This window comes from Microcoleus sp. S13_B4, assembly GCF_036700885.1.
Classification (GTDB): Bacteria; Cyanobacteriota; Cyanobacteriia; order Cyanobacteriales; family Microcoleaceae; genus Microcoleus.
Genome location: NZ_JAUBPU010000083.1, coordinates 1 through 19785, shown reverse-complemented (window position 1 = coordinate 19785; position 19785 = coordinate 1). Strand labels below are relative to the sequence as shown.

18 protein-coding genes are annotated in these 19785 nt (G+C 44.4%); 8 read left to right on the top strand and 10 right to left on the bottom strand.

Going from position 1 to position 19785, the window contains the following annotated elements; translation table 11 throughout:
- Positions 1 to 159: 159 nt before the first annotated feature.
- The 3 genes from QT994_RS25410 to QT994_RS25400 all read left to right on the top strand — a co-directional run bounded on the left by QT994_RS25410 (position 160) and on the right by QT994_RS25400 (position 2408).
- On the top strand, positions 160 to 660 hold the full coding sequence (locus QT994_RS25410) for a peptidoglycan-binding protein (protein ID WP_333179530.1): 501 nt from the start codon (positions 160 to 162) through the stop codon (positions 658 to 660).
- Between the two features lie 293 nt (positions 661 to 953).
- Positions 954 to 1379, top strand: a complete 426-nt coding sequence (locus QT994_RS25405) for a photosystem I reaction center subunit II PsaD (protein ID WP_333044721.1) — start codon at positions 954 to 956, stop codon at positions 1377 to 1379.
- 165 nt (positions 1380 to 1544) lie between these two features.
- Positions 1545 to 2408 (top strand): GNAT family N-acetyltransferase, encoded by an 864-nt coding sequence (locus QT994_RS25400; protein WP_333179527.1) that lies wholly within the window; start codon positions 1545 to 1547, stop codon positions 2406 to 2408.
- A 22-nt stretch (positions 2409 to 2430) separates the two neighbouring features.
- Here QT994_RS25400 and QT994_RS25395 read toward each other — a convergent pair whose 3' ends face one another.
- Positions 2431 to 2604, bottom strand: coding sequence for a hypothetical protein (locus QT994_RS25395; RefSeq protein WP_333179535.1), 174 nt, complete (start codon positions 2602 to 2604; stop codon positions 2431 to 2433).
- Here QT994_RS25395 and trpE point away from each other — a divergent pair.
- The 3 genes from trpE (at position 2555) to QT994_RS25380 (ending at position 5701) form a co-directional block, all read left to right on the top strand.
- Positions 2555 to 4102, top strand: a complete 1548-nt coding sequence (trpE, locus tag QT994_RS25390) for an anthranilate synthase component I (RefSeq protein ID WP_333179525.1) — start codon at positions 2555 to 2557, stop codon at positions 4100 to 4102. The genes QT994_RS25395 and trpE overlap by 50 nt on opposite strands.
- 76 nt (positions 4103 to 4178) lie before the next feature.
- Positions 4179 to 5063 (top strand): PhzF family phenazine biosynthesis protein, encoded by an 885-nt coding sequence (locus tag QT994_RS25385; protein ID WP_333179532.1) that lies wholly within the window; start codon positions 4179 to 4181, stop codon positions 5061 to 5063.
- A 161-nt stretch (positions 5064 to 5224) separates the two neighbouring features.
- Positions 5225 to 5701 (top strand): hypothetical protein, encoded by a 477-nt coding sequence (locus QT994_RS25380; protein ID WP_333179523.1) that lies wholly within the window; start codon positions 5225 to 5227, stop codon positions 5699 to 5701.
- A gap of 17 nt (positions 5702 to 5718) precedes the next feature.
- Here QT994_RS25380 and QT994_RS25375 read toward each other — a convergent pair whose 3' ends face one another.
- From QT994_RS25375 to petH, 4 genes are all read right to left on the bottom strand, one after another.
- The gene (locus tag QT994_RS25375; RefSeq protein WP_333179520.1) at positions 5719 to 6615 is read right to left on the bottom strand and encodes a hypothetical protein; all 897 of its coding nucleotides are present in this window, start codon (positions 6613 to 6615) and stop codon (positions 5719 to 5721) included.
- 173 nt (positions 6616 to 6788) lie between these two features.
- The gene (locus QT994_RS25370; protein ID WP_333179518.1) at positions 6789 to 8105 is read right to left on the bottom strand and encodes a homoserine dehydrogenase; all 1317 of its coding nucleotides are present in this window, start codon (positions 8103 to 8105) and stop codon (positions 6789 to 6791) included.
- 132 nt (positions 8106 to 8237) lie between these two features.
- On the bottom strand, positions 8238 to 8981 hold the full coding sequence (locus tag QT994_RS25365) for a Uma2 family endonuclease (protein ID WP_333179516.1): 744 nt from the start codon (positions 8979 to 8981) through the stop codon (positions 8238 to 8240).
- Positions 8982 to 9118: 137 nt separating this feature from the next.
- Positions 9119 to 10324: a ferredoxin--NADP reductase gene (gene petH / locus QT994_RS25360; RefSeq protein WP_333179513.1), complete on the bottom strand. Its 1206-nt coding sequence runs from the start codon at positions 10322 to 10324 to the stop codon at positions 9119 to 9121.
- Between the two features lie 587 nt (positions 10325 to 10911).
- Between petH and QT994_RS25355 the strand changes: the two genes are divergently transcribed.
- Positions 10912 to 11916 (top strand): phosphoribulokinase, encoded by a 1005-nt coding sequence (locus tag QT994_RS25355; protein WP_333035850.1) that lies wholly within the window; start codon positions 10912 to 10914, stop codon positions 11914 to 11916.
- 91 nt (positions 11917 to 12007) lie between these two features.
- On the opposite strand, the gene QT994_RS25350 is transcribed toward QT994_RS25355, so the two are convergent.
- Genes QT994_RS25350 through QT994_RS25335 form a run of 4 tightly spaced genes read right to left on the bottom strand, consistent with a single transcriptional unit; the run spans position 12008 to position 17483 of the window.
- On the bottom strand, positions 12008 to 13204 hold the full coding sequence (locus QT994_RS25350; RefSeq protein WP_333179510.1) for a 5-methylcytosine restriction system specificity protein McrC: 1197 nt from the start codon (positions 13202 to 13204) through the stop codon (positions 12008 to 12010).
- 56 nt (positions 13205 to 13260) lie between these two features.
- Positions 13261 to 14865 carry an AAA family ATPase gene (locus tag QT994_RS25345; RefSeq protein ID WP_333179508.1) on the bottom strand — a complete coding sequence of 535 codons (1605 nt, stop codon included), beginning with the start codon at positions 14863 to 14865 and terminating at the stop codon, positions 13261 to 13263.
- 51 nt (positions 14866 to 14916) lie between these two features.
- Positions 14917 to 15348, bottom strand: coding sequence for an ASCH domain-containing protein (locus tag QT994_RS25340; protein ID WP_333179505.1), 432 nt, complete (start codon positions 15346 to 15348; stop codon positions 14917 to 14919).
- Between the two features lie 17 nt (positions 15349 to 15365).
- Positions 15366 to 17483 (bottom strand): GNAT family N-acetyltransferase, encoded by a 2118-nt coding sequence (locus tag QT994_RS25335; RefSeq protein WP_333179502.1) that lies wholly within the window; start codon positions 17481 to 17483, stop codon positions 15366 to 15368.
- 329 nt (positions 17484 to 17812) lie between these two features.
- On the opposite strand from QT994_RS25335, the gene QT994_RS25330 reads away from it, so the two are divergent.
- Positions 17813 to 19465 carry an FAD-dependent oxidoreductase gene (locus QT994_RS25330; protein ID WP_333179499.1) on the top strand — a complete coding sequence of 551 codons (1653 nt, stop codon included), beginning with the start codon at positions 17813 to 17815 and terminating at the stop codon, positions 19463 to 19465.
- Positions 19466 to 19536: 71 nt separating this feature from the next.
- On the opposite strand, the gene QT994_RS25325 is transcribed toward QT994_RS25330, so the two are convergent.
- Positions 19537 to 19710, bottom strand: coding sequence for a GxxExxY protein (locus QT994_RS25325; protein ID WP_333179496.1), 174 nt, complete (start codon positions 19708 to 19710; stop codon positions 19537 to 19539).
- Between the last annotated feature and the right edge of the window lie 75 nt (positions 19711 to 19785).

Sequence of the window (19785 nt, the reverse complement as noted above, 5' to 3'; positions counted from 1 at the left end):
CTCCTCCTACAAATGCAATTCACGCTTCTGTTGACGCTCTACCTATTATCCTCTCTGGATAGCACTTTTACAAAACCGGGATGCTCCCGGCCAATGTTTCGCCCGGAAAAAGTTTTTTCCCCTAAGAATACTCCAACCTAGAGGTTAGGAAAATCGATTATGTCACCTACAACCCCAATGAAATCTACTCAACCTATGGTCAACAAGCCCCAACTGCAATTAGGTTCTCAAGGTAAAGCCGTATTGGAACTCGAACACCTGCTAACGAAGTTACGCATTTATCGGCAGCCTGCTAAAGGAATATTTAACAAAGCAGTTGAATCTTCTGTGAAACTGTTTCAGTTTCGGGTTTTCTTGTCGGCGGACGGCATTGTCGGGCCGCTCACTTGGCAGGCGCTTTATACTGAAGCTCCAGTTAATATGCCGGTACTCAGATTGGGCAGTTCTGGGGAAGCAGTCGCTACTGTTCAGGAAGTTCTCAGGATTTCCAAGCACTATGGCGGTAAAGTTGACGGCGACTTTGCTACTTTGACGGAGAAAGCTGTTCGCGCATTTCAAAAAAGCTTTGGGATGGAGGCTGACGGGATTGTCAATCAAGAAACTTGGACTGCTTTGAGTCAAATTCCGCGCAGCTATGATCCTAAGACGTTCTTGACTTAGGGTTGACGCGGTAAATAGTTCGATCGCGTGTGGGGAATGGGGAAAGGTGGGATGCTTCGGGTGCTTGTGGGACACCCGAAGCATTGCTGTTTTTTTTAGGGTTTTTTGGGGATTGGTGCTGCCTAATTCTGTTTTCTAACTTTGGTGAAAATTACCAATTATCAATTATGAATTACTAATTATCAATTATCAGAAAAGATCGATCGCCAAAAAACTGTTAATTTTCCTTACAATTTCGAGAACAGCGTGCAGTCTCGATGATACGATGCCGTAAAAATCCTTTGGATATATCTATGGCCGAACAACTTACTGGACAACCCCCAATCTTCGGCGGCAGCACCGGCGGCTTGCTGACCAAGGCGCTAGTTGAAGAGAAGTACGCTATCACTTGGACTAGCCCCAAGGAGCAGGTGTTTGAAATGCCTACTGGTGGCGCTGCGATTATGCGTCAAGGCGACAACTTGCTGCATCTGCCCCGGAAGGAGCAGTGCATCGCTTTGGGCGGCCAGCAACTGCGGGCCAAATTCAAAATCACGAACTACAAAATTTACCGCGTGTTTCCCGACGGTACGACTGAGTACCTCCATCCCAAAGATGGCGTGTTCCCTGAGAAGGTGAACGAAGGTCGTCCCTACAACGGTAAGATTGACCGCAATATTGGCAGCAATCCAAATCCGGCTAAGTTGAAGTTCACAGGTAAGAAGACTTTCGATCCTTAGACGATGAGTGAATGGCTGAGCAAAACATAGGTAATATTGCCTAGAAAGGCTCAGCTTGTAAACTTGTGTTGGCAGTGGTATTCGGGCGTCCGAGGCCGTCGGTCGCAGCACCCGAACACTACTGCCAAGTTCAAATCTAATTAAAAGTTAATCGTTAAATTAAAAATGAATGTTGCAATCAGGCGAGCGCAGCCTTCTGATATAGATGTTTGCGCTCGCATTAATTATGAAGCTTTTAAAGGTATTTCCGATCGCCACCAATTCCCTAATACAGATTTTCCGACGCTGGAGTTTTCAACTGAAATTATTGGTCTTCTGATTGACAGTCCATTGTTTTTTGACGTAGTAGCCGAGAGTTCCGGTGCGGTTGTCGGCTGCGGGTTTATGGACGAACGCAACCCGATTCGCGGTATCGGGCCCGTCAGTGTCGATCGAACTTTTCAAGGCCGCGGCACGGGACGCGAAATCATGAAAGTTTTGCTGGAACGCGGACAGGACGCTCGGGGCATCCGTTTGGTTCAGGAATCTTTTAATATGGCGTCGCTGTCGCTGTACGCTTCTTTGGGTTTTGAGGTGAAGGAACCTTTCGTTTTAATGGAGGGGAAGTTTCGCAGCCAGCCGCAGCATGGGTTTGAGGTGCGACCGATGGCTAGTGAGGATGTTGGTGAATGTGCGACTTTGTGCGAAAAACTGTGCGGGTGCGATCGAACTTCGGAAATTCAAGACGCCCTGAATTACTTTTCTCCCTTCGTTGCTTGCCAGCAAGGTCGGATTGTGGCTTATACTTGTGCGGTGTCTGCTTTGGGCCACAGTGTCGCGGAAACAGAAGCGGATATGCAGGCTTTGCTCTTGGGGGCTGCTGCGTACAATTCCCAAGAATTGCTTTCTTTTCACTTGCCGCTGAGGTACGCAAGTTTGTTTCGGTGGTGCTTGCAACAGGGGGTGCGCGCCCTCAAGCCGATGGCGGTGATGGCAGTTGGCGAGTATCGGTCGCCGGAGGGATGTTGGTTTCCGTCTTTTGTTTATTGAACCCAAGACGGTTAGGACGCTTTTAATCGCTGAAATTATTGCCAGGATTGCATTTTTTCTCTTCCCTCTTCCTTCTTCCCTCTTCCTTCTTCCTTCTTCCTTCTTCCCTCTTCCTTCTTCCTTCTTCCTTCTTCCTTCTGATATATATGATATTCCCCGATTTTTCACAATTCTCGGAACTGGCGAAACAAGGCAATTTTGTACCCGTGTATCAAGAATGGGTTGCTGATTTGGATACGCCGGTGTCTGCGTGGTATCGGGTTTGTGCGGGTCAACCTTACAGTTTTCTGCTGGAGTCGGTCGAAGGTGGGGAAAAACTTGGGCGTTATAGTTTCTTAGGGTGCGATCCGTTGTGGATTTTGGAGGCAAGGGGATCTCGCACAACTCAAGTTTATCGTGACGGTTCCGAAAAAGTATTTACGGGCGATCCGTTTGTAGCTTTAACTGAATGTTTGGAGTCTTATCAACCGGTGAAATTGCCACAGTTACCGCCGGGAATTGGCGGGCTATTCGGTTTTTGGGGTTACGAGTTAATTAAGTGGATAGAACCGCGAGTTCCCGTGCATCCAGCCAGCGAGAATGAGTTGCCGGATGGGTTGTGGATGCAGGTGGATAATTTGCTGATTTTCGACCAGGTGAAGCGGAAAATTTGGGCCGTCGCCTATGCGGATTTGCGGGAGGTTGGGGTTGATTTGGCCGAGGCTTATCAGCAAGCGTGCGATCGGGTTGGCAAGTTAGTTCAGAAGCTGCAATCGCCGCTTTCCCGGCAATCTACTCTCATAGAATGGACACCTCCCAATAACGGGCAAGATGCCCGTTCCACAACGGGAAATACAGAATTGGCTTACACTAGCAATATTACCCGTGAAAAGTATTGTGCTAATGTCTTAAAGGCTAAGGATTATATCAAAGCCGGAGATATTTTTCAAGTAGTTATTTCGCAGCGACTAGAAGCTGAATACAGTGGCGATTCTTTTGCACTTTACCGATCTTTGCGTCTCATAAATCCTTCTCCGTACATGGCTTATTTTCATTTCGGAGATTGGCAGATTATCGGTTCGAGTCCCGAGATTATGGTGAAGGCGGAAAACACTGCTGATGGCAAAAAGATAGCAACTTTGCGGCCAATCGCCGGCACTCGCCGCCGGGGTAAAACTCCTCAAGAAGATGATGCTTTGGCTGCTGAATTGCTGCAAGATCCGAAGGAAATTGCGGAACACGTTATGTTAGTTGATTTGGGCAGGAACGATTTAGGAAGAGTTTGCCGAAACGGTACTGTAAAAGTTGACGAATTAATGGAAATTGAGCGTTATTCTCACGTCATGCACATTGTGAGCAATGTAGTGGGAGAATTGGCTGAGGATAAGACAGCTTGGGATTTGTTGAAAGCTGGTTTTCCTGCGGGTACGGTTAGTGGTGCTCCGAAGATTCGGGCGATGGAGATTGTGCACGAGTTGGAAGGTTGCCGCCGGGGGCCGTATTCTGGGGTTTACGGGTATTATGATTTTGAGGGACAGTTGAATAGTGCGATCGCCATTCGGACTATGGTTGTTCGGTCTTTAGGTGGTGACAAACATTCGGTTTCTGTGCAAGCTGGCGCTGGTTTGGTGGCTGATTCTAACCCGGATATGGAATATGAGGAAACTCTCAATAAAGCCAGGGGAATGTTGGAGGCAATTCGCTGTTTGAAATAGCAAGTTAAAAACTTCTTTTATAAGGAGGAGGTGGTTGAAACCGCTGCTACACACACTACTGTTGAACGAGGGAAATGTGAATTTTTATATAGTTGACGTGTTTGCGGAGTCAAAATATGCTGGCAATCAACTCGCTGTATTTTGCGGTACGGGAGTTGCCGAACTATCTGAGGCCCAAATGCTGCTGATAGCGAGGGAAATCAATTATTCAGAAACTACGTTTATTCGATCGCCCGATTCGCGAGATGGCGGCTATGACGTGCGGATATTCACGCCCAAGAAGGAATTGCCCTTTGCGGGTCATCCGACTTTGGGCACTGCGTTTGTGTTGCAGCAAGAGATTATTCGCGAAAAGGTCGATCGAGTAATTCTCAATCTAGCCGTCGGTCAAATTCCAGTTACTTTTAATTATCACAATGAATCGGCAGAGATTTTGTGGATGCGACAAAACCCGCCTAGTTTTGGTCAAGTTTTATCAGCCGAAAGTCTGGCAAATGTCCTGAATTTAGAACCAGAGGAAATTGATTCTAGATTCCCAATTCAAGAAGTTTCTACGGGAGTGCCGTTTATAATTGTCCCATTAACAACTCTTGCATCCCTCAAAAAAGCTCAAGTCAACTTAGATAAATATTTTGAGCTAGTTGATACCACAGAAGCGAAAGAAATTTTAATATTTTGCCCAGAAACTTACAGCGATCTTAATAATTTGAGCGTGCGAGTTTTTGCCCATTCATTAGGAATTCCAGAAGATCCAGCGACTGGCAGTGCTAACGGTTGTTTGGCTGGGTATTTGGTAGAATATGCTTATTATGGGGAAGCTAAAATTGATGTCAGAGTTGAGCAGGGTTATGAAATCGATCGACCTTCTTTGCTGTTGTTACAAGCAGCCAAAAATGAAGGGGAAATAACTGTTTTGGTTGGTGGTAAGGTGGTGATGGTTGCTAAGGGAGAATTTGTGTAAAATCATTTAATGGGAAATTATTAGCCGCAGATGTACCCAGCTCAATTTAGATGCCTCTTGGGCGATCGAGATCTTACAATTTTGCTAATATGAGGTAGCTCATATTCATTGATTCGCGTGATTGTTAGGCTAAAAAAGTCATCTCTACCAGATACTTTCCAATGCTGCAAACATTTTCGCGGACTTTAAATGTATCCCCTGACGCTTCAGAAGTGCTGCTTTCACTGCCATTAACCAGCTTGCTGGATTCACCGGAATTCAATCAAGTCTTGGAAAGCCTGGATACTAATTTGCTCAAAGAAACTTTGCCAACTGCTGGAACTGTTTTAGCTCAAAAGCTGCCGCCTTTTTACGACTGGTTGCAAACAGAACTAGGAATTAAAAACTTCCCTGAGAGCCCCGATCATACTACGAAATGGGTAATAGGTTTTTTGAAGAATCAAGAAAGTTTAACTCGTTTAGTTGATCTGCACAAATCAATTCCCAGACAGGCATTAGAACGAGCCATCCCTCGTTTAGTTAGCGCCTTTGATGAAGTTCAACCCACCGCTGTAAAGGAAGAATGGGAAAAAGCGATCGCAGCACTTTGTCTGCTTCTGGCAGTCGCAGCGCGGGAAAATCAGCCATCTGCGGCCTGAAGCAATTCTGTCTGAGTTTAAACAAAGCGCTTTTTTCGGAAAATTTGCAATTGAGTGCGATCGATCTGAACGACTACTGGCCGCCGTTTGTTGAGGACGATCGCATTGTGTCTGTTTACCAACAGCAACTGAGCCAATACTACCACCAGGGCTCGTCTTTTCTGAAACTTGCCTTCAAAACGCGCCATTCGGACGATCGCCTCTTCGATTTTATAACAACAGTTGTTGCCTTTCTGGGAAATGATAAAAATCGTTCCCGGTATGTAATCGCCTTCATTTGCCCAGAAAGCATACCTTTCGCCTAAAGTAAAGTAGTGAAAAACATTGTTAGCGGTGGAAGTTTTAGCTAACTTTTCCGAAACGCCTAAAGAATTAAAAATTACAGTGGATCTAATATAATCTGGGTATTTTGCGACTATTTGCTGAGCAACTTTGCCTCCCAAACTTTCTCCGATGACATCGGGCGGATTCCCGCTGTGAAATTGCTGCTTTATCCAATCAATAGCACCCGCAGTTTGCGCCGATTTTAACTGGCGTTCTAGTTTGGCCATAAATACATCGGGCGTATCTTCCAAAACGTGATCGAAAGGATACCAAGAACCGTATCCGCGAATCACTAAAACAGGCGGATTATTGCCCGAAATGGGGAGGCGACTTTCAGCATAAAAACCAGTGCGAGAGTCTTCAAACACTTTTTCTATGAGATAATTTCCATCAATTACTTGCCCTGACTCGTGCCGAATGTAAATTGAAGGATTATTGGGTTTAAAAGTATCGTGCATTTGGGGTTTGGCAAACTTTTCGTATAGGGAATCTAGCAAGTGCCTTCCCGTTTGCCGATCGACCAAATCGAATTCTCTTCCTTTCATTATCGCGTAGCCGCCGATTTTACCAACAATATTTAATAAGTACAAAAAAGCTACATAAACCCGCCACCGCGCAAAGATGAATCTAAGTTAACTTTTACTTTTATCAGATAGCAAAAATATACATGACATTTACCGCTGGGGGAGTGATAGGGCGGGTTTTAGAGATTGTCAATTATTAGCAAAGATTTTATGTGAAACCCGCCCCTCGCACATCACTTTTACAAAACTCGCAACGTGCTAGCAACACTATCGACTGCTTCCATCGCGCGAATTTCATCGAGTGCTTGTTGAAAATTCCCTTCCCTAACATCGTGAGTCACGACGACAATTTCTGCTAAATCGCCGTGAATTCCCGTCTGCACAACGGATTCCAAACTAACTTTGTGGTTGCCGAAACAAGTGCCGAGTTTGCCAATTACCCCCGGAGTATCGCGCGTCAGAAAACGGGCGTAAAAGCGAGTAACAAGTTCCTGCATCGGAGCAATTTTGCAGTAGTGTTGGTGACTGCAACTCAGCAAAGGATGAGGAGTCGGAACAGCTTGGCTTTTCATGATAGCCGCCACATTCATAATGTCGGATACTACGGCACTAGCTGTGGGGCCCGCACCGGCGCCGCGCCCGTACAGCATCAATTGCCCGATCGGCTCTCCTTCGACTAAAATTGCATTGTAAACCCCGTTAACACTCGCCAGCGGATGAGTTTTAGGCACAAAACTCGGATGCACTCGAATTGACAGCAGTTCGCTTTCTCCCTCCGCTTGCTTGCCATTGTAGTGGGAGGTTTCTTGAGCAATAGCCAACAATTTAATCACAAATCCCAGCTTGTCGGCGTAGTCAATATCCGCCGCACTAACTTTCCTGATACCTTCGCAGTGAACATCTGCTAATTTGATGCGTCCGCCAAAAGCTAGCGAGGCTAAAATAGCAATTTTATCGGCAGCATCTAACCCATCTACATCTGCTGTGGGGTCAGCTTCAGCATAACCTAATTGCTGAGCGTCGGCGAGCACTTCGGCAAAGTCTGCACCTTCTGTTTGCATTCGCGTCAGGATGTAATTAGTTGTGCCGTTGACGATGCCGGTGACAGTTTGAATGCGGTTTGCACCTAAAGATTGTTTCAGGCTTTGAATGACTGGAATGCCGCCGCCGACAGCAGCTTCTAGCATTACGTAAACGCCTTTTTTGTTGGCGGCCTCGAAGATTTCATTCCCGTAGCGGGCGATAACTGCTTTGTTGGCAGTGACGACGTGCTTGCCGCTAGCAATAGCTTGCAGAATGAGCGATCGCGCCGGTTCCAATCCGCCAATCAGTTCTACTACAATATCAATTTCCGGGTCAGTTGCGATCGCTTCTAGGTCAGTTGTCAGCACATTTTCTGGCAATTGTAAAGACCGAGTTCGAGAAATATCGCGCACTCCCACCCGATAGATTTCCAATTCCTGCAACAGCGGATGGCGGCCATCTGGGGAGAGCAAAATCTCTGCTGTTCCCGCCCCAACTGTACCCAAACCTAACAAACCAATTTTGAAAGCCACGACTTTGACCCGTAGAAACTCAATTAACCTACAATCATTGTATGCTAATCAAGCAATTTGTCATTTAAGTAAGCTCAATATCCAGATCCCCGACTTCTTAAAGAAGTCGGGGATCTAATTTGATATGACAATTCACAGTTCTGAATCCATGTCTACCCCCATTTCTCGGAGTCGCTGGGCCAATCTTTCGGCCCGCTGGCGTTCTGCATTAACTTGCTGTTCTAGCTGCCGATTTTGCTGTTCTAGCTGCTGTCGCTGTGCTTCTTCTTCTCGAATTAAATCTTCTACTAGCGGCGGAGATAGCACTTGATTCACCGATAAAATAAATTCAGCGAACTGTACAGACTGAACTTGCTGTCCCGGCAAGAATTCCTGGTGAGAGTAACTGCCTTCATTTTCTGGACGGCTACACACTCGTATTTTCGGTTGATTGGGGTCTACAATCCAATATTCAGGGATATCAATTAAGTCATATTCTGCCCGTTTACGGATGTAGTCGTCCCGCCAATTTTGACTGGTAACTTCTATAACTAACAGCGGTTTTTCTTCAAAGTCCAAGACTGCGGAACCAGGTTGCGCGCAGACTTGTTCCCAAAGACTCTGAGTGCAAATCACCACATCAGGAACGCGCGCAGAGTTTTCCTCGGTTCGGACTGCGGTAGTGACAACTGCAACTAGCGGTAGGTTGTGTGCTGCAAAGAAGCGCCGGAACTGGTAAACCAAAAATTCACATATTTTGATATGTATAGCTGTCGGTGTTGGCATTTCAATGATATGTCCCCGATATAATTCATAACAAACACCTGATTCTCCCTGGTAGTCCAGATACTCTTTAAAGGTCAGTTGTTGGGTATAAATTAGGGTCATGTCAGTCATCTCCCTTTTTCGGTGAGCTTACTGTATATTGTACACTTTTTGTGGGCCGTTCAAGCTTCTGAAAACTAAAAACTGTTTAAAACAATTGTAGGGCGAGCCAAGCCCACCCTACAAATCAGATTAAATCAGGTAACACATTAATAAGTTTCAACGTGCCAACGGTGTTCTTTCTTCAACTGTTTCTGATAGGCAGCCCAGTCAACACCGTACTTGCCAGCCGCGGCCGACATTCCCTCATCAATTCCGCCTTCCATACCCTTCAAACCGCAGATATAAGTGTGAGTATTTGGCTTTTGAACCAATTCCCACAATTGGTCTGCGTTCTCTTGAATCCGGTTTTGAATGTACATCTTGCCGCCGTCAGCATTCTTTTGCTCGCGGCTGATGGCATAAGTCAAGCGGAAATTATCGGGGAACTCGCGCTGCAATTGCTCCAACTCTTCTTTATAAAGAATGTTGGGAGTGTAAGCAACTCCAAAGAACAACCAAGCTAAACCTCTGAATTTGTAACCGGGGTTGTTTTCTTTAAACATCCGCCACAAATAAGCCCGGAAAGGAGCAATACCCGTACCGGTACCCATCATAATCACGGTGGCTTCCTCGTCGTCGGGCAACAGCATTTCCTTGCCTACGGGGCCGGTGATTTTGACATCATCTCCAGGTTGCAAACCGGTGAGAAAAGTCGAACAAACACCAAAGACTTTTTCGCCGGTTTCTGGGCTTTTGTACTCTAGGCGGCGGACGCACAGAGAGACTGTTTTGTCGTCTACATCGTCTCCGTGACGGGTGGAGGCGATCGAATACAGCCGAATTTTGTGAGGTTTGCCGTTTTTATCTGTGCCATCGGGAATAATCCCGATACTTTGACCTTCGAGATAGTGCAAATTGCCTCCAGAAATGTCAAATTTGACGTGACGGACTGTACCCTCGCCGCCTTCTTTGACCAATTCTTCTGTAGAAATGCACTTACCAATATAGGGATTGGCCGGCTTGTAGAGGTTAACAGGAACCTGAACTTTTTCCTTGGCTTGAGTCATAGGCTTAGTTTTTTCTCCAGATTTCTGACTCTGTAGCCCTGCTTCTGGTGCGACTTTGCCATTTGTTTCGGGAGCGCTGTTTGAGGGGCGGATGCTGACAATTCTTCCACCCATGCGAGCAATCCGGCGCATTTCCTGATTCATGCGATCGTAGGGCACGGAGATAAATACGCTACCGCTACGGCGAATCGGGTTACTTATTTGGTCAGTTGCTTGGCTCTGACGCATACCCTCCACTTCGTAAACAAAGATGCGGCTGCCTGATTCTGAGTTGGTCGCCACACCAGATATGCTTGGGCTGTACATTTGTTGCTTGTCCTTCACGATACAGAGTTATAAAGAAAGAGAATGTGACGTTAGACTCAATTTACTTTTTTCTTAAGGCCATCGGGACTAATTGGCCGCGCCAATTTTTGGGCCTCGCCACGCCGGCAGGAGTGTTGAAGTTGCGATCGCTCGCGTATCAAATCCCTAGTAGCCGAACGCCGCGCTCACCGAGCCCTATTGCGTTCGGCTGTTGACCTATAGCTATTGTTGTCTGCGTACTGCCAATATTTTACCCGATCGGGGGATCTGCCCCGATAAGTCCTTGTGATTTGGGGAGCGCCCCACCAGAGAAAGGAAGATTCGAGCAGTTTAATGAGGTTGAGCTTGTAGGGGGCCGACGCATTCTGGTAAGATTAACCGCTAAAGTTAGTATTAATTACTTGCCTTGAAGATTGCTTGGGTCTTCCCGGGCAGGCAGTCAACTCACTGCTGTATGCTGGTGAGAACTTGATCCTCTCGGGGTAGCAAAGCAGCACAAAGCCTGCTTGCCGCTACCTGCGGGCTGAAATTTTGTGGAATCTAGAGTTGAGTTAGTTAGTAAACAGTGATTTTGTTAGAGGGAAACTATGACAAGTAAGCCGGATCGCGTGGTTTTAATTGGCGTTGCCGGAGATTCCGGATGCGGAAAATCTACTTTTTTACGCCGATTGACTGATTTGTTCGGGGAAGATTTCGTTACTGTAATCTGCCTCGACGACTATCATTGTCTCGATCGCAAGCAGCGCAAGGAAACAGGGATTACAGCCCTTGACCCCAGAGCCAACAATTTTGACCTGATGGCTGAGCAAATGAAGGCTCTCAAAGAAGGTCACGCGATCGACAAGCCGATTTACAACCACGAAACTGGTCTGCTCGATCCTCCTGAGCGGGTAGAGCCGAATCACGTGATTGTGATTGAGGGGCTGCATCCCCTGTACGACGAGCGAGTTCGATCGCTCCTCGACTTCAGCGTCTACCTCGACATCAGCGACGAGGTAAAAATTGCTTGGAAAATCCAGCGCGACATGGCGGAACGGGGCCACCGTTACGAAGACGTGCTGTTTGCGATCAATGCTCGCAAACCAGATTTTACGGCCTACATCGACCCGCAAAAGCAATATGCTGATGTGGTAATTCAAGTGTTGCCGACCAACTTGATCAAAGATGACAAGGAGCGGAAAGTTCTGCGCGTGCAGATGATCCAGCGCGAAGGCATCGCCAATTTTGAGCCTGCGTATTTGTTTGACGAAGGTTCAACAATTAACTGGGTTCCTTGCGGCCGCAAGCTGACTTGTTCCTATCCCGGAATTAAGATGTACTACGGGCCCGATGCTTTCTACGGTCACGAAGTCTCGATTTTGGAAGTAGATGGTCAATTCGAGAATCTCGAAGAAGTTATTTACATCGAAAGCCATTTGAGCAAGACTTCTGCGAAGTATGAAGGCGAGTTAACTCACCTGTTGCTCCAGCACCGCGAATATCCTGGTTCTAACAATGGAACTGGTTTGTTCCAAGTGTTAGTCGGATTGAAGATGCGGGCGACTTACGAGAAGTTGACTGCAAAAGAAGCGAAAGTGGCTGTTAGTGTTTAGAACCCTGACATGAAAGATTTGGGAGGCGCAATTGCGCCTCTTTTTTTGTGGAGAAATGAACCGCAGAGGGCGCAGAGGGCGCAGAGAAGAGTTAGGGGAGGGTGTTTGGAAGTAGAGAGGTTAAGAAGGTTTTTCCGGCTTCATTCAGGTCGATATCTAGGGAAAAAGTTAGACTGCGAACTCGAATATCGTCATTGTTTATATCTAATGGCTGTTTGAGGTTTTGCGGGTAGACGAGAATTGCATTTTGGCACTTTAACGCATTTGCGTAAGCAACTATTTGATGAATGTCATTATTGGCTACTTTATCGGGAGCTTTGTATTTTGTATCGATGACGTATTGGACTTTTTTTGTTTCACTATCGCCTAGGAGTAAGTCAATGCGATCGAAATAGTTTTTGTCATGTGTGACTCGGTGTTGTTGTTTGACAAAAAAGCCTTTTGGTGTATTTGCTTTGAGCCATTCAGCGACAAATTGTTCATATAAATTAGCCATGTCTATGAGAAAAGGGAGCATTTCGCGATCGCCTGTTTCGTGACTCGGCCCTGTGTTATCTAAAAAAAATCGACATAAGGCGTGTAAAAGTTGATAATCTTGATTCAAACGGTGATAATTTCTATCAACACAAGCTTCTGATTTAAAAGGTTTTAATGTGACAAATCCTTGGAGTGCGTGAAAGGCTTTTCGCACAGTGGATGAGACAGATTCACCGCACAAACCGCTGCGGCCAATGATGAAAAGTGTCCAAGCCAGAATTTGATTATCTTCGATATCGCCTGTTTGTTCGTTATAGTGGCATTTTAGTTTAACATCCCAAGGTTTTTGCAGGGCTGACCGCAAATCGATGCGGCCGCGAATGTACGCGAGTCTTTCTGTTTTGGATAAGTAATCGCGATATAATCCTTTGCGACAGCGTTCTAGAATTTTTTGGGCAAGAATGTTAGCTAATGTCTCGTAAATTTGCTCTAAAAATTGACACTGAATCGATCCTTGGGGAAATTTTATCTTAAGGTTGTAGGCATAGTCAAGCATTCCGAAGAGGTTGTTTATGGGAACCTTGGGGCGGATGGCGATGTGAAATTCTGGAGTGATGGGAATGTTGCCAACTCTGCCTTTAGATTTTAATTGCCATTGATATTTTGTTTTACGGTTGGGAAATTCTATCTCTATCTCCTTGGCATAATTCATATATATTTTATCTCCTACTGATTCGGGGATAAAATCTTGTTCAAAAGTTGCTAATTGATATTCTGTAAGTTCGATAAGTCGGCTGGATTCTGGTTTCATAATTGTGGTGGATGCGGTAACGCCACGGTATCGGCGTTAATGACGGCGTTAGATTGTCAATAGCCCAATTTATTCTTGATATTCTCCCAGAGAAACTCATCCATTTTTTCCAGGTTATCAAAGAAGTATTCTTCGAGGTATGGCTCAATTTCCATTTCCCAAATATCTGAGATATCTTCAACTAAGGTTTTTGTCAAAAAGAAGGAGATGCCTAATTCATAGTGTTTGTTGTTAATTGCGCGATTGACATCTTCTAGAATGCTAGTTAATTTATCAACTGGAAAACCTGTTTTTTCTCTCTGGTGATACTGTCGCAGGACTTCATAATTGGGATAGACGGGAATGAATGCGAAGCGGCGGCGGAGTGCGTTATCGACTAAGGCAATAGAACGGTCTGCGGTGTTCATTGTGCCGATAATGCGGACATTTGTAGGGATTCTAAATTCTTCGCCACTCGCTAATTTAACGGTGCGATCGCGGTCATCAAGCAAATACATTAACTCTCCAAATACCTGAGATAAATTTGCACGGTTAATTTCATCAATAATGATAACGCAAATGCCTCGACGAGACTCAGCTTTGGTGCAAAATTCGAGGAATCTACCGGGAACTATGGGATAGGTTAATCGATCATTTTGACTCTGCGGCCGGATACCTTGAATGAAGTCTTCATAGGTATAGGCTGGATGAAATTGTATCAGTTCCCAGAAGCCATCGCCGCCACCGATTAAATGTTTGGCTAGTTTTTCCGCTGTGAAGGTTTTTCCGGTTCCGGGCGGGCCTTGCAGGATGGCTTGTTTCTTGCGGTGGATGGTGCGTATGCAGCGCTTTAGTTCTGTTTCGTCAAAGCCAGTTTCTTCGGCACATTGGTTCAAAAGATATTCCGGTTGCAACTGTACTTTTTCTACAGCGTATTCAAACACAATTTCCTCATCTACTAATGGCACTTCGTTACTAGGAAAGTCATATTTTTTTATTTCTACAAGCCAGTGGCAGAACATATCAAATACATCGTCCTCTCGGATAGATGGAACGCCAGTCTGGTGCATTTCTTTAGTTAATTCTTTGAGAAGCTTGTGTCCGGTTAAGTTAGCATAGGAGTAGTCTATTAGCTGTTTGCTGTACGACGTATTGGCGAAATAGTTAATAACCTGTATTGACTTGTCATTAATCGCGAGAAAGTCATCGGGACGGAGAGCATTGAGGATAGGCGTTAGCATCCCTATCTCGCCGAACAAGGAGACGCGCATTTCTTCTGAAAACTCTCTACAGGTCGAATATAGCTGACTCGGATCGTCGTTACAACAGCAGACTAAATAAAAAATTAATTCGGCCATTCTTACTGGCGCTATTAATGACAATTTTTTATACGATTTTGAATTCCATAATAACCCTTTTATTATGCACGGATTAATATGAATCCAGGCTCCCCTTTGTCGATTAGTAGGAGAGTCTTCGTAAGGTAGAAGTTTCAACATTATAGATTCAGTCACATCTTCTCCAGACTCAGCAGCAGCAGCGATCGCTTCAAAATTTCGACGCCCCTGCTGACGCTGCTCCTGGTAAGCCGCTGTGTGACGCAACCCATCGGGAGTGTATGGATATGAATTGACAAATTCTTGAAATAATTTGACAAACTCAGCCCTTTTTTCCGCTTCCATGCTATTCTCAAAAACTCTCTATTAATTACTATTTTTAGCAACACTTCCTGTCTAACGTTCTCCTAATGAATTGACAATGTTAAACTGATTAGTTGTCAAGTATCGAAAACTCTGTGGCGGTTTAAGGTTAGGTAACTTGTTTCTTAAACGATGTAACTCTACTGGCTGACTAAATCTATGAATATCTTTTAAAAAGATGCCTACACCTATTTTTACACCTTTGTAATAATCATAAAAATTTTCATGGCTAATTCCTGCTATCTTTTCAACTTCCTCCCAAAGGTCTGCGATAGGTTTTTCAACTATATTATCCACCTTGAAGGAACCAAGTACAGCTTTTTCTGGAGATGAAACATAGATTACAACTAGATCTCCTTTATTCAAAAGTCGAGGGCGAACCCGACGCAGTTCAACTGTTTTTGTACGGTCGAATATTTTATTTGCGTACTCGGGACGAATAGATAATAATAAGATATTTGACATTTGTGATTATCCTCTTTCTAGGTCGCGGTTCCTTCTTTGTAGATGATTCCGAATTTAGTTTCTGGAAGCCTAAATACGCTTTGAACCGTTGTCTTGTTACCCAGTATTCCCTGAATTCTCTTTAATGTCAATGGGTTAGTGAAAAGCTGAGTGTGGCTGAATCTTATCGCCATGATATCTGCGTTTGGTTCCTCTTTGGCTATTGTCATTAAATCTTTTAATTCGTAGACTCCTAAGCTGCGAAATTGCCGATAGAGTTTTTCCGGCTTGTCTATGATAACTTCCTCTAGTCTAGAGCAAGCTTTAACCTCTTTTGTCCCCAGAGTAAATGATGAATTGGAGCTGACGTACCATAAAATTCTACCAATAACACCCGGTCTGAGGCCACCATTAGCCGACTTGCTTTTATAATATACAAGTTCCCGTTTTAAGGCTAGCTCAATTTTAGATCCAAAAAGGCACTGCTTAGCTAACTCTTCATCGAATAAGTCTTTTGCCCATCTGGGTTGAATGGGAATCATGAAAGTAGGCAGGTCAGCATCAATAATCTTAGCAGGCCAAAGGCAACGTTCAAGCTCTGCCATCGTTCCAATATCTTGAATTAATTCGGGAGTCTTAAGGGTCTCTGCAATTTTCATGCAAAAATTATATTCTTCCCCAATTTTGGCTAGGTTTGCCAGTTTTTGAGACATATCTGCTGCTGTTTCTGCTACAGGCGGATTAGCCTTTAAATACCCATTCTTAACTCGAACGAAAGCATCTTCTTGAATGGCTTGTATAACAATTGCATCGAGATGCTGGTCAATAAGTCTCGTAAATTGCCTGTTTTCTTTTACTGAAACTGATATGGAGTGGAAAAGTAAGTACCGTGCAAGTGCCGCTGCTAGACCACCGCGTTTAACTCGGAGCATTGTAACTTCTAATTCGTGATATTTATGTTGGCAATAGGCAATTAAAGCCAGAGGTTGATTTTCAGAATCTAAAATGACATGACACTTAAATTTATCGGGATTCGCAATTATCTGGCGCATATTTCTCTGAAAATCGGCTATTTTCTCGGCTCTATCAACCGCATGAAAACAGTTGGTTAACAGTAACTTATCAAATTTGCTATCAATTAGTTGAATGGTGAGATTCTGTATTCCGACAAACCGGACAGGTTGATATTGAGTATCTCTGCGAACATCATCCAGTTTAACAATTAAATCTGTAGGAGTCATAATTGCTAAACTAAAGTTTTCATAGAGGGCATCTGCTAAAGCTAATATTTTGGGGTCGCGAGTTAAAAAAATTAAGTAATCAGCAGCAATAGCTTGTGCTAATTGACGAACTAATGCTTCGTTTATTTCATCAAAATTGATAGTGGAAATTAGACCATTGAGAGACTTAAATTTGGTTTCAAAAGCCTGCCTATCGCAGTTGATTTTAGTAAAAGTATCCCCTAAGAGGCGTTTACGCTTTCTGAGATGGACATCAGAGATTGCGTTTATTGCCTTCAAAATCTCATCGGTAATACACAATTCCAAATAATCTTGTAACCAGTCAGCAAGTAGAGAGTCTGATTCGGCGCTTTCAATATCTTCATTCCCGTGCAATTCTAAGAAAATACTTGTATCAATAACAGCACAAATTTTAGACTCTAGTTGTTGTGCAGCAGCTTGAGAAAATATAGTTGGATGACCGTGATCCAACCACCAAACAGTAAGCAGTTTACCCTCCTTACTTCTTCCAGGCCGATCGTTAAGAGGAATGAAACCCAATGTTTCCCACATTCTGTCTATTCCATAATCGCGACGGCATTTGAGTTGAATTCCATAAAAATTCTGAGTTTTTTGGCTGAGGGAATTGACTAGCTGTTTAGTAACACCCCGACCGCGATATGCAGGATCGACGCAGAGATGAACGATAACAATAATGTTGCTGCGACGCACTGGTCGGTAAAGCAGATAGCCAATGCAATTTTTTTGAGGATTGAGTGCTATAAGTATCACGCGATCTCTAGCACTTTCGCGAAAAGCACCTTCGGTAAAAAAACCCAGAGTTTTTTTATTGGCATCACCTAGGGCTATAACAGTTTCTAAATGGGGGGATTTTTCGTCAATCTCTTCAATCGTCACCTGTGTTTCTGCTGTCACTTCTTTGTACCTCCTCAAGTTTCCGCCATACCTCAGTTTGATCTAACTTTACCACTGAGCCAATGATTCCGGTTACTATCTCGCCCTTACTTCCCTCTCAGTATCACATTACAAGCGGCTGGGAAAGTCGGGAGTGATAAAGTAAGAGCGCACTCACCATCCTTACCCTCATCAATAGCCCTGCCAAACCAGTAACACTGGCAAAACCTCTAACAACAGTTGCCGGAAAATTTAAACTTGTGTCGAAACTATCTAAACGTGCTATATTCAACTCCGTAAACCCTGAAGTGCGCTTTCAGGTATTGCAAATTTATCCACGAGTCAACTGAATGCTCTCTACTTTCAAGAAACTAGCTTCAATTGCAATCATCTTTGCCGCCGTAAAACTTTTACTTAATTATCCGCCTTTCCGAGAAATAGAAAACTATATCGCAAATAGAGACCCAGCAAGTGCTACCTTAGACGCTGCAACTCTGCAGCAAAAATCCAGCAGCCCGCCTCCGGTAACTCCCAAAAAATCACCGGAGCAAAAGTTTGATGTAGTAGTATATGGTGATGAAGTACCGGGGATATGTGCGGCGATATGGGCTAAGAAGACTTTAGGCGCAAAGGGCAAAGTTGCGATCGTGCGATCGAACTACGGAAGTGCTCCTTTGGGCGGCTTACTCACCCGCGGCGGTTTAGCTTACATCGATGTAGATAAAATCCCCGGTTGGTATCGCCAACCCTACGCCCAATGTTTTAAGGAATTCTTAGATAAAGCGGATGCGCCCGAATCTTGCTTAGATCCAAAAAAGGCAGATCGAGCTCTCAAACAGATGCTTTCTGCAGCAGGAGTCAAAGTTATTTCCAACTCAACTCTTACTCCCCGCGTCGTAGATAAAAAAATCGAATATGCCGAAGTAAAAGGCAGAAATTTAACCATTAAAGCCAACTCTTTTATTGACGTAACTCAAGACGCCGAATTAGCCAGAAAAGCTGGATTATCTTATTATACAGGATATCAATCTCAAAATATAAAAGCCAAAAATGAAACTTTAGCAGTCTCTGTAGTTCCGAGAATTACAGGGATAACGATGTCCGATTTCCGCAGAATAGAAGATGAAATTCTCTACAACACCCCTTTGGTCAAGAAAATTAAAGAAAGCATTACAAAATCTAAAGATCCGGCTAGTACAAAATTCTGGATGAGAAATTTCTGGAGTACCATCTATCAACCATATACAGACGGCTACGACATCAGAAGCGTAGCGATAGGCGCAGCGTATCACATAGATAGAAATATGCCCTTTAGTCAAAATAAAGGATTCTTTTTTGATAAAGGCAATGTCTGCGTTTATAACAAAAATGTGCTGTCCTGGAACGGGTTTCTGTTTAAGTACCAAGTTGACCAAATCATGAAGATGGAAGCTAACGGCAGAAAACCGACTCCTGAAATGATTAGAGAAATGTCATTTCTCCAATACTGGCTACAAAAGAAGTCTGGTAAAGATGTGAGAGTATTTCTTCCAGACGAGGTTTATATCAGGCAAACTTTGAACGTTCGCGATGTGGTAGATCCGCTGACGGGGCAGGAGATTATCAAAGGGGGAACAGTACCCGAAAAGTCGATCGGCAGTTTTTCCTACGATTTCGATATGCGGGGCGGAGTCAAGAATTTATCTGCGAGAATTCCGCCGCTACCCGTCTATAATTTCGGGATAGAAAGCGGTTTGGCTAGCAAAGTCAAGAATTTAGCCATTGTCGGGCGATCGTCCGGTTATGTGGGTATGGCTGTATCCGTCGGGCGAATTGCGACGGTGAATATTTATCAAGGACAAGGTGTGGGCGTGGCGGCTGGTTTGGCTAGCAAGTTCGGCGTGCCGCTGAATTCGATTACTTCGGCTGAAACGAAAAAAACTCTGGAGACTTTAACGGGGAAAACGACGTATTTGTCGGGGAGAGATACGAGTTATGGGGTGGATTATAAGGAGGTGAAATAATTAAAGATATTAAGAGGAATGAACCGCAGAGGGCGCAGAGGGCGCAGAGAGGAGAGGGATGAGACGGTTTGTTAGGAGAGGATGAGGCGGCGAATTCCTTCTTTTAAAAAGCGGACATTAAAGTTGATAAGAAGGGCTAGAGGATAACCAGTCATTTTGAGGTAGGAGATAACTTGAGCCTCATGAATAGGAAGTAGAGTTTGGACTGACTTTAATTCAACTACGATAGTGTTGGCAACCAGCATAAGCTGTTGTGCCTTTAAATAGGGTATAATAAAAAATGAGTTTAGTCAATCTCTACAAAAATGCCAGCTAAAAAC